We start from the raw sequence: 13,218 nt of genomic DNA, 5'->3' as shown, positions 1-13,218 counted from the left end.
GAAAATGTCACCTCTGGTGATCACTCGACTGCTTCCTGTGTGAAGATCACCGCTCATCCGACTTCATGATCCTTCGTCAGGTGGTGGAGATCACAAAGCTTGTGGAATACCCCGTGTCGCAGATCACAGAGCGGCAGGCATAGGATGCGAGGCAGTTGGGCTTGTGACCTGCTTCACATGTTCGCGATCTTCGCCGGGACGAGCGGGGTTCGTGGGGCGGCTGGGGCGGGAGTGAGTCCACTGGCAACCGCCAGCAGTCAGTGCCGACTGAGAGGAGCGAGGAGCGGTGAACGCGTATGCGCCCATCCTCGTACTGGGAGCCCTCGGAGCAGGCTTTGCGATCTTCTCCGTGGTCATGGCCACGCTGATCGGTCCGAAGCGGTACAACCGGGCCAAGCTCGAGGCGTACGAGTGCGGCATCGAGCCGACCCCCACGCCGGCCGGCGGCGGGCGCTTCCCCATCAAGTACTACCTGACGGCGATGCTCTTCATCGTCTTCGACATCGAGATCGTCTTCCTCTACCCCTGGGCCGTCACCTTCGACGCCCTGGGGATCTTCGGGCTCGTGGAGATGCTGCTCTTCGTGCTCACCGTCTTCGTCGCGTACGCGTACGTATGGCGGCGCGGCGGCCTGGAATGGGACTGAGGGGCCTTTAGTCATGGGACTCGAAGAAAAGCTGCCGAGCGGCTTCCTGCTGACCACCGTCGAGCAGGCCGCGGGCTGGGTGCGCAAGTCGTCGGTCTTCCCGGCCACGTTCGGCCTCGCCTGCTGCGCCATCGAGATGATGACCACCGGCGCCGGCCGTTACGACCTGGCGCGCTTCGGCATGGAGGTCTTCCGCGGCTCGCCGCGCCAGGCGGACCTGATGATCGTGGCCGGCCGGGTCAGCCAGAAGATGGCGCCGGTGCTGCGGCAGGTCTACGACCAGATGCCGAACCCGAAGTGGGTGATCTCCATGGGGGTCTGCGCCTCCTCGGGCGGCATGTTCAACAACTACGCGATCGTCCAGGGCGTCGACCACGTCGTCCCGGTCGACATCTACCTCCCGGGCTGCCCGCCGCGGCCGGAGATGCTCCTGGACGCCATCCTCAAGCTCCACCAGAAGATCCAGGGCTCCAAACTCGGCGTGAACGCCCAGGAGGCGGCCCGCGAGGCGGAGGAGGCGGCGCTCAAGGCCCTGCCCACCATCGAGATGAAGGGGCTGCTGCGATGAGCGACGCGCACCGGGACGCCGACGGCGCCAACCCCGAGAAGGACCTCTCCGCCGAGAACCTCCCCGGCCAGCGCGGTCAGGGCGGCGAGGAGATCCGCGTCCAGCGCGGCATGTTCGGCGCGGCGAGCGGCGGCGACACCTCCGGCTACGGCGGCCTGGTCCGCTCGGTCCGGCTCCCCGGGGCGGCGGCCAGGCCCTACGGCGGCCCGCGCGGCACCGACGGGTACGGCGACTTCGACGAGATCGCCGACGAGCTGGAGGGCGCGCTGGAGGAGCAGGGCCTGCTCCCGGAGAACGCCATCGGGAAGACGGTCGTCGACCGCGGCGAGCTGACCTTCCACATCGAGCGCGAGCACCTGGTCCGCGTCGCCCGCACCCTGCGCGACGACCCGGCGCTCCGCTTCGAGCTGTGCACCGGCGTCAGCGGCGTGCACTACCCGCACGACAAGGGCCGCGAGCTGCACGCCGTCTACCACCTGCGCTCACTCACCCACAACCGGCTGATCCGCCTGGAGGTCGGCGCCCCGGACAGCGACCCGCACATCCCGTCGCTGTTCGAGGTCTATCCGACCAACGACTGGCACGAGCGCGAGGCGTACGACTTCTTCGGGATCGTCTTCGACGGTCACCCGGCCCTGACGCGGATCATGATGCCGGACGACTGGCAGGGCTTCCCGCAGCGCAAGGACTATCCCCTCGGCGGCATCCCCGTCGAGTACAAGGGCGCCCAGATCCCGGCTCCGGACCAGCGGAGGTCGTACTCATGAGCACTTCGCACGCCTCCCCTCGGGAGACCACCGAAGGCCCCGTCTACACGGTCACCGGCGGCGACTGGGACGAGGTCGTCCGGTCCGCGGCCCGCACCGACGACGAGCGCCTGATCGTCAACATGGGCCCGCAGCACCCGTCCACCCACGGCGTGCTCCGCCTGATCCTGGAGATGGACGGCGAACGGGTCACCGAGGCCCGCTGCGGCATCGGCTACCTGCACACCGGCATCGAGAAGAACCTCGAATACCGGACGTGGACCCAGGGCACCACCTTCGTGACCCGCATGGACTACCTGACGCCGTTCTTCAACGAGGCGGCGTACTGCCTCGGCGTCGAGCAGCTCCTCGGCATCGAGGACCAGATCCCGGACCGCGCCTCGGTCATCCGGGTGCTCCTGATGGAGCTGAACCGGATCTCCTCCCACCTGGTGTGCGTGGCCACCGGCGGCATGGAGCTGGGTGCCACCACGATCATGATCTACGGCTTCCGCGACCGGGAACTGATCCTCGACATCTACGAGCTGATCACCGGCCTGCGCATGAACCACGCGTACATCCGCCCCGGCGGCCTCGCCCAGGACCTGCCGCCCGGCTCGGTGGACCAGATCCGCGAGTTCGTGAAGAAGATGCGCAAGAACCTCCCGGAGTACGACAAGCTCGCCACCGGGAACCCGATCTTCAAGGCCCGGATGAAGGACGTCGGCTATCTCGACCTGGCCGGCTGCATGGCGCTGGGCGCCACCGGCCCGATCCTGCGCTCCACCGGCCTGCCGCACGACCTGCGCAAGTCCCAGCCGTACTGCGGCTACGAGAACTACGACTTCGACGTCCCCACCGCCGACACCTGCGACGCCTACGGCCGCTTCCTGATCCGGCTGGAGGAGATGCGCCAGTCGCTCCGGATCGTCGAGCAGTGCCTGGACCGGCTCCAGCCCGGCCCGGTCATGGTGCCCGACAAGAAGATCGCCTGGCCCGCCCAGCTCGCGCTCGGGCCGGACGGACTGGGCAACTCCCTCGACCACATCAAGAAGATCATGGGCACCTCCATGGAGGCCCTGATCCACCACTTCAAGCTGGTCACCGAGGGCTTCCGGGTACCGCCGGGACAGACGTACACCGCGGTCGAGTCGCCCAAGGGCGAACTCGGGGTGCACGTCGTCTCCGACGGCGGCACCCGCCCCTACCGGGTCCACTTCCGCGACCCGTCCTTCACCAACCTGCAAGCCATGGCGGCGATGTGCGAGGGCGGCCAGGTCGCCGACGTCATCGTCGCGGTGGCGTCCATCGACCCCGTGATGGGAGGCGTCGACCGGTGACCACCAGTTCCTCGCAGCGGGGTGTCGGGCTCGGCATGCCCGAGCTGCCCGCACCCGACTACCCGGCCGAGGTCCGCGCGAAGCTGGAGACCGACGCGCGGGAGATCGTCGCCCGCTACCCGGACTCCCGGTCCGCCCTGCTGCCGCTGCTGCACCTCGTGCAGGCGCAGGAAGGGCACGTCACCCGCACCGGGATGCGGTTCTGCGCGGACGTGCTCGGCCTGACCACGGCCGAGGTCACCGCGGTGGCGACCTTCTACACGATGTACCGGCGCCGCCCCGGCGGCGACTACCAGGTCGGCGTCTGCACCAACACCCTGTGCGCGGTCATGGGCGGCGACGAGATCTTCGAAGAGCTCCAGGAGCACCTCGGCGTCGGCAACGGCCAGACCACCGAGGACGGCAAGGTCACCCTGGAGCACATCGAGTGCAACGCGGCCTGTGACTTCGCGCCGGTCGTGATGGTCAACTGGGAGTTCTTCGACAACCAGACCCCGGCCGGCGCCCGGCGCCTGGTCGACGACCTCCGCGCGGGCCGGCCGGTCACGCCCACCCGAGGCGCGCCGCTGTGCACGTTCAAGGAGACCGCCCGGATACTGGCGGGCTTCCCCGACGAGCGGGAGGGCGCCGTCGAGGCCGGGGGCAGCGCGGGACCCGCCTCCCTGGCCGGCCTGAAACTGGCGAAGGGCGAGACCTCCGCCGCTCGGGTTGTGCACCCGCGCGGTGCGGCCCCGCAGGACGACCGGCCGCACGAGCCCTCACCCACCGAGCACCTCAGCTCGCACGACGCACCGCAGGACACCTCGGCGTCCGACCCCTCCCATCCGGCGGGGCCCACGGCCGAGGAGGGGGAGTGATGACGTTGGCAGCCGAGATCAAGGACACCGGCCCGGAGAAGCTGCTCGCACCCGTGTTGTCGGCCTTCTGGGACGAGGACGCGTCCTGGACGCTGGACACGTACCGCAGGCACGACGGGTACGAGGGGCTGCGCAAGGCGCTGGCCATGTCACCGGACGACCTGATCGCGTACGTCAAGGAGGCCGGTCTGCGCGGCCGCGGCGGCGCCGGCTTCCCCACCGGGATGAAGTGGCAGTTCATCCCCCAAGGGGACGGCAAGCCGCACTACCTCGTGGTCAACGCCGACGAGTCGGAGCCGGGAACCTGCAAGGACATCCCGCTCCTCTACGCGAACCCGCACAGCCTCATCGAGGGCATCGTCATCGCCTGCTGGGCCATCCGGTCCTCGCACGCCTTCATCTACCTCCGCGGTGAGGTCGTCCCGGTACTGCGGCGGCTGCACGAGGCGGTACGCGAGGCCCGTGCGGCCGGCTTCCTGGGCGAGAACATCCTGGGCAGCGGACTCGACCTGGAACTCACCGTGCACGCGGGCGCCGGCGCGTACATCTGCGGTGAGGAGACCGCGCTGCTCGACTCGCTCGAAGGCCGCCGCGGCCAGCCCCGGCTGCGTCCCCCCTTCCCCGCTGTGGCCGGCCTCTACGCCTGCCCCACTGTGGTGAACAACGTCGAGTCCATCGCCTCGGTTCCCGCGATCCTGCACCGGGGCAAGGACTGGTTCAGGTCGATGGGCAGCGAGAAGTCCCCGGGATTCACGCTGTACTCCCTCTCCGGCCACGTCGCCGGCCCCGGTCAGTACGAGGCACCGCTCGGCATCACGCTGCGCCAGCTCCTGGAGATGAGCGGGGGCATGCGCCCCGGCCACCGCCTGAAGTTCTGGACGCCGGGCGGCTCCTCGACGCCGATGTTCACCGAGGAGCACCTCGACGTCCCCCTCGACTACGAGGGCGTGGGCGCCGCGGGCTCCATGCTCGGCACCAAAGCGCTCCAGTGCTTCGACGAGACCACCTGCGTCGTGCGCGCCGTGACCCGCTGGACGGAGTTCTACGCCCACGAGTCCTGCGGCAAGTGCACCCCCTGCCGGGAAGGGACGTACTGGCTCGTGCAGTTGCTGCGCGACATCGAGGCCGGCAAGGGCGCGATGAGCGACCTCGACAAGCTGAACGACATCGCCGACAGCATCAACGGCAAGTCCTTCTGCGCCCTCGGCGACGGCGCCGCCTCGCCGATCTTCTCCTCGCTGAAGTACTTCCGCGAGGAGTACGAGCAGCACATCACGGGCCGCGGCTGCCCCTTCGACCCGGCCAGGTCGACGGCCTGGGCCGACCACCGTACGGAGGTGAACGCATGACGGTACAGCGAACGGGAAGCGGCTCCGCCGCGAGCGAGCGCTCCTCCGGCGGGGGAGCGGCCGCGGTACCGCCCGAGGACCTGGTGTCGCTGACGATCGACGGCGCCGCGATCAGCGTGCCCAAGGGCACCCTGGTCATCCGGGCCGCCGAACAGCTCGGCATCGAGATCCCCCGGTTCTGCGACCACCCGCTCCTCGACCCGGCCGGCGCCTGCCGCCAGTGCATCGTCGAGGTCGAGGGCCAGCGCAAGCCCATGGCGTCCTGCACCATCACCTGCACCGACGGGATGGTGGTCAGGACCCACCTCACCTCCCCGGTCGCGGAGAAGGCCCAGAAGGGTGTGATGGAGCTGCTGCTCATCAACCACCCGCTGGACTGCCCGGTCTGCGACAAGGGCGGCGAGTGCCCGCTGCAGAACCAGGCGATGTCGCACGGGCAGTCCGACTCGCGCTTCGAGGGGAGGAAGCGGACCTACGAGAAGCCCGTGCCGATCTCCACCCAGGTGCTCCTGGACCGCGAGCGGTGCGTGCTGTGCGCCCGCTGCACCCGGTTCTCACATCAGATCGCCGGCGACCCGATGATCGAGCTGATCGAGCGCGGCGCCCTCCAGCAGGTCGGCACCGGCGAGGGCGACCCCTTCGAGTCGTACTTCTCCGGCAACACCATCCAGATCTGCCCGGTCGGCGCGCTCACCTCGGCGGCGTACCGGTTCCGCTCCCGCCCCTTCGACCTGGTCTCCTCGCCGTCGGTCTGCGAGCACTGCGCGGGCGGCTGCGCGACCCGCACCGACCACCGGCGCGGCAAGGTCATGCGGCGCCTCGCGGCCGACGAACCCGAGGTCAACGAGGAGTGGATCTGCGACAAGGGGCGGTTCGGGTTCCGGTACGCGCAGGCGCGCGACCGGCTCACCACCCCCCTGGTGCGCAACGCCGAGGGCGAGCTGGAACCCGCCTCCTGGCCGGAGGCACTGCAGATCGCCGCCCAGGGGCTGCTCGCCTCGCGCGGCCGGACCGGTGTCCTCACCGGCGGCCGGCTGACCGTCGAGGACGCCTACGCGTACAGCAAGTTCGCACGCGTGGCGCTCGACACCAACGACATCGACTTCCGCGCGCGCGTGCACAGCGCCGAGGAGGCCGACTTCCTCGCCGCCCGGGTCGCCGGCCGCGGCCGCGACCTCGACGGGACCGGCGTCACCTACACCGCCCTGGAGCAGGCCCCGGCGGTCCTCCTGGTCGGGTTCGAGGCCGAGGAGGAGGCCCCCGGCGTCTTCCTGCGGCTGCGCAAGGCCTGGCGGGGCCACGGGCAGAAGGTGTTCGCCCTGGCCACGCACGCCACCCGCGGCCTGGAGAAGGCCGGTGGCACCCTGCTGGCGGCCGCGCCCGGCACCGAGACCGAGTGGCTGGACGCGCTGGCCGGCGGCGTCGGTCTGGAGGACGAGGGGACCCTGGCCGCCGAGGCGCTGCGCGCCGAGGGCGCGGTGATCGTCGTCGGCGAACGGCTGGCGGGCGTCGCCGGGGGCCTGACCGCCGCGGTCCGGACCGCCGCGGCGACCGGCGCCCGGCTGGTGTGGATCCCCCGGCGGGCCGGGGAGCGCGGCGCCATCGAGGCGGGCGCGCTGCCGACGCTGCTGCCCGGCGGACGCCCGGCCACCGACCCCCGGGCGCGCGACGAGGTCGCCACCGTCTGGGGCGTGGCCGCGCTGCCGCACCGCTACGGCCGGGACACCGGCCGGATCGTGGAGGCCGCCGCCGACGGCGAACTCCAGGCGCTGCTCGTGGCGGGCGTGGAGGTCGCCGACCTGCCCGACCCGGCACGCGCGCGGGCGGCACTGGCCGAGGCCGGGTTCGTCGTCTCGCTGGAGCTGCGGCCCGGCGAGGTCACCGAGCTGGCCGACGTGGTGCTGCCGGTCGCCGCCGTCGCCGAGAAGGCCGGCACCTTCCTCAACTGGGAAGGGCGGGTCCGCTTCTTCGAGGCCGCGCTCAAGCCCGACCAGATGGCCCGCCGGGTGGCGCCCTCGGACGCGCGGGTGCTGCAGATGCTGGCCGACGCCATGGACGTACACCTGGGGCTGCCGGATCTGCGGACCGTGCGCGCGGAGATGGACCGGCTCGGGCACTGGGAGGGGCCCGGGGCGAGCGAGCCGCGGGAGGGCGCCGCCGGGCTGCCCCGGCCGGCCGCCGGGGAGGCCGTGCTCGCCGGGCACCGGCTGCTGCTCGACCAGGGACTCCTCCAGCAGGGCGACGAGGCGCTCGCCGGCACCCGGCACGCCGCACGCGCGCGCGTGTCGGCCGCCACGGCCGCCGAGGCGGGCGTCAAGGACGGCGACGCCCTCGCGGTGACCGGCCCCGCGGGGGCCGTGGAACTCCCCCTCCAGGTCACCGAGATGCCCGACCGCGTGGTGTGGCTGCCGCTGAACTCCACCGGAGCGGGCGTCCCCTCCGACACGGGGCTGCTGCCCGGCTCCCTCGTCCGCATCGGCCCGGCGACGTCCGTCGGCGAGGCCCCCGAGGAGGTGGAGGCATGAGCCCGTACCTCGCCGCTGAAGACCTCTCGATGTTCGGCACCGACCCCTGGTGGCTGGTGCTGGTCAAGGCGGTCTTCTGCTTCGCCTTCCTGATGGTGACCGTGCTGATCGCCATCGTCATGGAGCGCAAGGTCGTCGCCTGGATGCAGTTGCGGATCGGCCCCAACCGGCACGGCCCGTGGGGCATGCTCCAGTCGCTCGCCGACGGCATCAAGCTGATGCTGAAGGAAGACCTCGTCGTCAAACGCGCGGACAAGGTGGTGTACGTCCTCGCCCCCGTGGTCGCCGCCATCCCGGCCTTCATGGCGATCGCGGTGATCCCCTTCGGACCGGCCGGCAACGAGATCTCGGTCTTCGGCCACCGCACCGCCATGCAGCTCACCGACCTGCCGATCGCGATGCTGTACATCCTCGCCGTCGCCTCGGTCGGCATCTACGGCATCGTGCTGGCCGGCTGGTCCTCCGGATCGACCTACCCGCTCCTGGGCGGCCTGCGCTCCTGCGCGCAGATGATCTCCTACGAGATCGCCATGGGCGCCGCGTTCGCCTCGGTGTTCCTCTACTCCGGGTCGATGTCCACCTCGGCCATCGTCGAGCAGCAGGCCGACCGCTGGTACATCCTGCTGCTGCCGCTCTCCTTCCTCCTCTACATCGTGACGATGGTCGGCGAGACCAACCGCGCCCCCTTCGACATGCCGGAGTCCGAGGGCGACCTGGTGGGCGGCTTCAACACCGAGTACTCGTCCATCAAGTTCGCGATGTTCATGCTCGCCGAGTACGTGAACATGGTGACGGTCTCGGCGGTCACCATCACGCTCTTCCTGGGCGGCTGGCGGGCCCCCTGGCCGGTCAGCACCTTCTGGGAGGGCGCCAACCACGGCTGGTGGCCGCTGCTGTGGTTCGTCGTCAAGGTCCAGTTGCTGCTGTTCTTCTTCGTCTGGCTGCGCGGCACGCTCCCGCGCGTCCGCTACGACCAGCTCATGAAGCTCGGCTGGAAGGTCCTCATCCCGCTGTCGCTGGTCTGGCTGATGCTGGTGGCGACCGTGCGGGCGCTCAGGAACGAGAACTACGACTTCGCCGACATCGCGCTCTACGTCTGCGGCGGCGTCCTCGTCGTCCTGCTGCTCTCCTTCCTCGTCGACATGTTCCGGGACAAGGGCAAGGGGGACGGGCCGCCCGAGGAGGAGCCCGCCGCGTTCGACCCGATGGCCGGCGGGTTCCCCGTGCCGCCGCTGCCGGGGCAGGAGCTGCCGCCGGTGCCGAGGCGCCGCTCGCACCGCGAGCGGGAGCTGATTGTCAGTGGTGCGCCCGATACTCAGAGTGACGGACCTGTGGGCGGATCTACGGAGGGAAAGGAGACGTCCGATGGCTGAGGAGCCCCAGGAGGCCGGGCCGACCGAGCCCGGTTTCCAGAACCCCGTGGCCGGCTTCGGCGTGACCTTCAAGGCCATGTTCAAGAAGCGGCTGACCGAGCAGTACCCCGAGCAGCCGAAGACCACGGCTCCCCGCTTCCACGGACGGCACCAGCTCAACCGCCATCCGGACGGCCTGGAGAAGTGCGTCGGCTGCGAACTGTGCGCCTGGGCCTGCCCCGCCGACGCGATCTACGTCGAGGGCGCGGACAACACCGACGAGGAGCGCTACTCGCCGGGCGAGCGGTACGGCCGCGTCTACCAGATCAACTACGCCCGCTGCATCCTGTGCGGCCTGTGCATCGAGGCGTGTCCCACGCGTGCGCTCACCATGACCAACGAGTTCGAACTGGCCGACTCCAGCCGCGCCAACCTGATCTTCACCAAGGAGCAGTTGCTGGCCGGCCTGGAGGACGGCATGGTCGACGCGCCCCACGCGCTCTACCCGGGCACCGACGAGCAGGACTACTACCGGGGCCTGGTCACCGAGGCCGCCCCCGGCACCGAGCGGCAGGCCGCCCCCACCGAGGGCGAGGTGGTCCAGGAGGCCGACTCGACCTTCGGCGCGGACGAACCGGCCTCCGGGAAGGTGATCCGCTGATGAGCGCGCAGCTCGCCGCCGGGTCCGCCGCCCTGGCCGGCTCCGCCACCTCCACCGGGGAGGCCGCCCAGTTCTGGCTCCTCGGCACGGTCGCGGTGATCGGCGCCCTGTGCACCGTCTTCATGAAGAAGTCCGTGCACAGCGCGCTCTGTCTCGCCGGAACCATGATCATCCTCGCCGTGTTCTACCTGGCCAACGGCGCCTACTTCCTCGGCGTCGTCCAGATCGTCGTCTACACCGGCGCGATCATGATGCTCTTCCTGTTCGTGGTGATGCTGGTCGGCGTCACCGCGGCGGACTCCCTGAAGGAGACCATCCAGGGGCAGCGCTGGCTGGCCCTGCTGTGCGGCCTCGGCTTCGGCATCCTGCTGTTCGCGGGCATCGGCAACGCCTCCCTCACGGAGTTCAGCGGCACGGGCCGGGCCAACGCGGGCGGCAACGTGGAGGGCCTCGCGGCCCTGATCTTCACCAAGTACGTCTTCGCGTTCGAGATCACCGGCGCCCTGCTCATCACGGCCGCGGTCGGCGCGATGGTGCTCACCCACCGCGAGCGCACCGAGCGGGCCAAGACCCAGCGGGAGATGGCCGAGGAGCGGGTGCGCGAGGGCAGGTACCTGCCGCCGCTGCCGGCGCCCGGTGTCTACGCCCGGCACAACGCCGTGGACATCGCGGGTCTGCTGCCCGACGGCACCCCGTCCGAGCTGACGGTCAGCAGGACACTGCGCGAGCGCGGCCAGGTCCGGGACGTGTCCACCGAGGCGCTGGAGGATCTGAAGGCGCTGGAGCGGCGCGCGCAGGAGCGGCTGGAGCGCACGTCGGACGCCCCGGCCACCGTCGAGCGGGCCGAGGAGGCGTCGAAGTGAACCCCGTCAACTACCTCTACCTCGCGGCCCTGCTCTTCACGATCGGCGCCACCGGGGTGCTGATCCGGCGCAACGCGATCGTCGTGTTCATGTGCGTCGAGCTGATGCTCAACGCCTGCAACCTCGCGTTCGTCGCCTTCTCCCGGCTGCACGGCAACCTGGACGGCCAGGTCATCGCCTTCTTCACGATGGTCGTCGCCGCCGCGGAGGTCGTGGTGGGGCTCGCGATCATCGTGTCCCTGTTCCGTTCCCGCCACTCGGCCTCGGTGGACGACGCCAGTCTGATGAAGCTGTGAGGGGCTGCTGAATCGTGGAAGATCTCATTGCGCTGCTGGTGGCGGCGCCTCTGCTCGGAGCCGCGGTCCTGCTGTGCGGCGGGCGCCGGCTGGACGCCGTCGGCCACTGGATCGGCACCCTGCTGGCCGCCGTGTCCTTCGTGATCGGCGCCGTCCTGTTCACCGACCTGCTGGGCCGGGGCGCCGAGGAACGCACCCTGACGCAGCACCTGTTCAGTTGGGTCCCGGTCGAGGGCTTCCAGGCGGACGTCGCCTTCCGGCTCGACCAACTGTCGATGACCTTCGTCCTGCTGATCACCGGCGTCGGCTCGCTGATCCACCTGTACTCGGTCGCGTACATGGAGCACGACGAGCGCCGCCGCCGCTTCTTCGGCTATCTGAACCTGTTCCTCGCGGCGATGCTGATCCTGGTCCTCGCCGACAACTACCTGCTGCTGTACGTCGGCTGGGAGGGCGTCGGCCTCGCCTCCTACCTGCTGATCGGTTTCTGGCAGCACAAGCCCGGCGCCGCCACGGCCGCGAAGAAGGCGTTCCTGGTCAACCGCGTCGGCGACATGGGCCTGTCGATCGCGATCATGCTGATGTTCCTGTGGTTCGGCACCTTCGCCTTCGGGCCGGTGCTCGGCACCCTGGAGGAACCCGGGATCGCCGGGCAGGCCGGCGAGGGCAAGCTCACCGCGATCGCCCTGATGCTGCTGCTCGCCGCGTGCGGCAAGTCCGCCCAGGTGCCGCTGCAGTCCTGGCTCGGTGACGCGATGGAGGGTCCGACCCCGGTCTCGGCCCTGATCCACGCCGCGACCATGGTGACCGCGGGCGTGTACCTGATCGTCCGCTCCGCCGCGGTCTTCAACGGCGCGCCGGACGCCCAACTGGTGGTCACCGTCGTCGGCGCGGTCACGCTGCTCTTCGGCGCCGTCGTCGGTTGCGCGAAGGACGACATCAAGAAGGCGCTGGCCGGCTCGACCATGTCGCAGATCGGCTACATGGTGCTCGCCGCGGGCCTCGGCCCGATCGGCTACGTCTTCGCGATCATGCACCTGGTGACGCACGGCTTCTTCAAGGCCGGGCTGTTCCTCGGCGCCGGTTCGGTCATGCACGGCATGAACGACGAGGTGGACATGCGCCGCTACGGCGGCCTGCGCAGGTACATGCCGGTCACCTTCGTCACCTTCGGCCTCGGCTACCTCGCCATCATCGGCTTCCCGGGCCTGTCCGGCTTCTTCTCCAAGGACAAGATCATCGAGGCGGCGTTCGCCAAGGGCGGCACCGAGGGCTGGCTGCTCGGCGCCTGCGCCCTGCTGGGCGCGGCCCTGACCGCGTACTACATGACGCGCGTGATGCTGATGACGTTCTTCGGCGAGGAGCGCTGGCGCGAGGCGCCGGCGCCGTCCCCGGACCGGCCGGACGTGGAGCCCGCGGCCGGGGCGCGCGGCGCGGCCGACGCCCGACCGGTGCCCGCCGCCGCTGCCGCGGCGGGTCCGCCGCACCCGCACGAGTCGGCGAAGCTCATGACGATCCCGATGATCGTGCTGGCCGTGGGGTCGGTGGCCGGGGGCGCGTTCTTCAGCGTCGGCGACCGCTTCCTGCACTGGCTGGAGCCGATCACCGCCCACGCCCACGGCCATCCGCCGGTCGGCGCCCTGACCGTCACGCTGTCCACGGTCGCCGTGATGGTGATCGGCGTCGGCGCCGCCTGGGCGCAGTACGGCCGCCGCCCGGTCCCGGCCGTCGCCCCGCGCGGGTCGCTGCTCACCCGGGCCGCCCGGCGCGACCTGCTCCAGGACGACTTCAACCACGTCGTCCTGGTCCGCGGCGGCGAGCACCTCACGCGCTCCCTGGTCTACGTCGACCACAGCCTGGTCGACGGGGTCGTCAACGGCACGGCCGCCTCGGTCGGCGGTCTCTCCGGCCGGATGCGCAAGGTGCAGAACGGCTTCGCGCGCAGTTACGCGGTCTCGATGTTCGGCGGCGCGGCGGTTCTCGTCGCCGCGACCCTGCTGATGAGGGCGGTCTGA

General features: G+C 70.6%; 12 protein-coding genes. All 12 read left to right on the top strand.

All coding sequences use genetic code 11. From position 1 onward, the window contains the following. Nucleotides 1–286 precede the first annotated feature (286 nt). The 12 genes from ABEB00_RS02465 to nuoL are packed head-to-tail and all read left to right on the top strand — an operon-like array spanning nucleotide 287 to nucleotide 13,218. Complete coding sequence (locus ABEB00_RS02465) at nucleotides 287–646, top strand: NADH-quinone oxidoreductase subunit A (protein ID WP_003992243.1); 360 nt, start codon at nucleotides 287–289, stop codon at nucleotides 644–646. A gap of 13 nt (nucleotides 647–659) precedes the next feature. Next, complete coding sequence (locus tag ABEB00_RS02460) at nucleotides 660–1,214, top strand: NuoB/complex I 20 kDa subunit family protein (protein WP_345617120.1); 555 nt, start codon at nucleotides 660–662, stop codon at nucleotides 1,212–1,214. Further along, nucleotides 1,211–1,981, top strand: coding sequence for an NADH-quinone oxidoreductase subunit C (locus ABEB00_RS02455; protein ID WP_345617119.1), 771 nt, complete (start codon nucleotides 1,211–1,213; stop codon nucleotides 1,979–1,981). Before ABEB00_RS02460 ends, ABEB00_RS02455 begins: the two co-directional genes overlap by 4 nt. Then, on the top strand, nucleotides 1,978–3,300 hold the full coding sequence (locus ABEB00_RS02450) for an NADH-quinone oxidoreductase subunit D (protein WP_345617118.1): 1,323 nt from the start codon (nucleotides 1,978–1,980) through the stop codon (nucleotides 3,298–3,300). The genes ABEB00_RS02455 and ABEB00_RS02450 overlap by 4 nt, the downstream gene beginning before the upstream one ends. After that, on the top strand, nucleotides 3,297–4,157 hold the full coding sequence (gene nuoE / locus ABEB00_RS02445) for an NADH-quinone oxidoreductase subunit NuoE (RefSeq protein ID WP_345617117.1): 861 nt from the start codon (nucleotides 3,297–3,299) through the stop codon (nucleotides 4,155–4,157). Before ABEB00_RS02450 ends, nuoE begins: the two co-directional genes overlap by 4 nt. Then, nucleotides 4,154–5,506 (top strand): NADH-quinone oxidoreductase subunit NuoF, encoded by a 1,353-nt coding sequence (gene nuoF, locus ABEB00_RS02440; RefSeq protein WP_345617116.1) that lies wholly within the window; start codon nucleotides 4,154–4,156, stop codon nucleotides 5,504–5,506. The genes nuoE and nuoF overlap by 4 nt, the downstream gene beginning before the upstream one ends. Further along, the gene (locus ABEB00_RS02435) at nucleotides 5,503–8,031 is read left to right on the top strand and encodes an NADH-quinone oxidoreductase subunit G (protein WP_345617115.1); all 2,529 of its coding nucleotides are present in this window, start codon (nucleotides 5,503–5,505) and stop codon (nucleotides 8,029–8,031) included. The genes nuoF and ABEB00_RS02435 overlap by 4 nt, the downstream gene beginning before the upstream one ends. Next, nucleotides 8,028–9,404, top strand: a complete 1,377-nt coding sequence (gene nuoH, locus ABEB00_RS02430) for an NADH-quinone oxidoreductase subunit NuoH (RefSeq protein ID WP_345617114.1) — start codon at nucleotides 8,028–8,030, stop codon at nucleotides 9,402–9,404. The genes ABEB00_RS02435 and nuoH overlap by 4 nt, the downstream gene beginning before the upstream one ends. Further along, complete coding sequence (gene nuoI / locus ABEB00_RS02425) at nucleotides 9,397–10,044, top strand: NADH-quinone oxidoreductase subunit NuoI (protein WP_345617113.1); 648 nt, start codon at nucleotides 9,397–9,399, stop codon at nucleotides 10,042–10,044. The genes nuoH and nuoI overlap by 8 nt, the downstream gene beginning before the upstream one ends. After that, a complete protein-coding gene (locus ABEB00_RS02420) occupies nucleotides 10,044–10,907 on the top strand; it encodes an NADH-quinone oxidoreductase subunit J (RefSeq protein ID WP_345617112.1) in 864 nt (287 codons plus the stop codon). The genes nuoI and ABEB00_RS02420 overlap by 1 nt, the downstream gene beginning before the upstream one ends. Then, complete coding sequence (gene nuoK / locus ABEB00_RS02415) at nucleotides 10,904–11,203, top strand: NADH-quinone oxidoreductase subunit NuoK (protein ID WP_345617110.1); 300 nt, start codon at nucleotides 10,904–10,906, stop codon at nucleotides 11,201–11,203. Before ABEB00_RS02420 ends, nuoK begins: the two co-directional genes overlap by 4 nt. A 14-nt stretch (nucleotides 11,204–11,217) precedes the next feature. Further along, nucleotides 11,218–13,218, top strand: a complete 2,001-nt coding sequence (gene nuoL / locus ABEB00_RS02410) for an NADH-quinone oxidoreductase subunit L (RefSeq protein WP_345617108.1) — start codon at nucleotides 11,218–11,220, stop codon at nucleotides 13,216–13,218.

The sequence above is a fragment of the Streptomyces ziwulingensis genome (assembly GCF_039542605.1).
Taxonomy (GTDB): domain Bacteria; phylum Actinomycetota; class Actinomycetes; order Streptomycetales; family Streptomycetaceae; genus Streptomyces; species Streptomyces ziwulingensis.
Note: the sequence above shows the minus strand (reverse complement) of the source record. Positions and strands in the feature narration are given on the sequence as shown.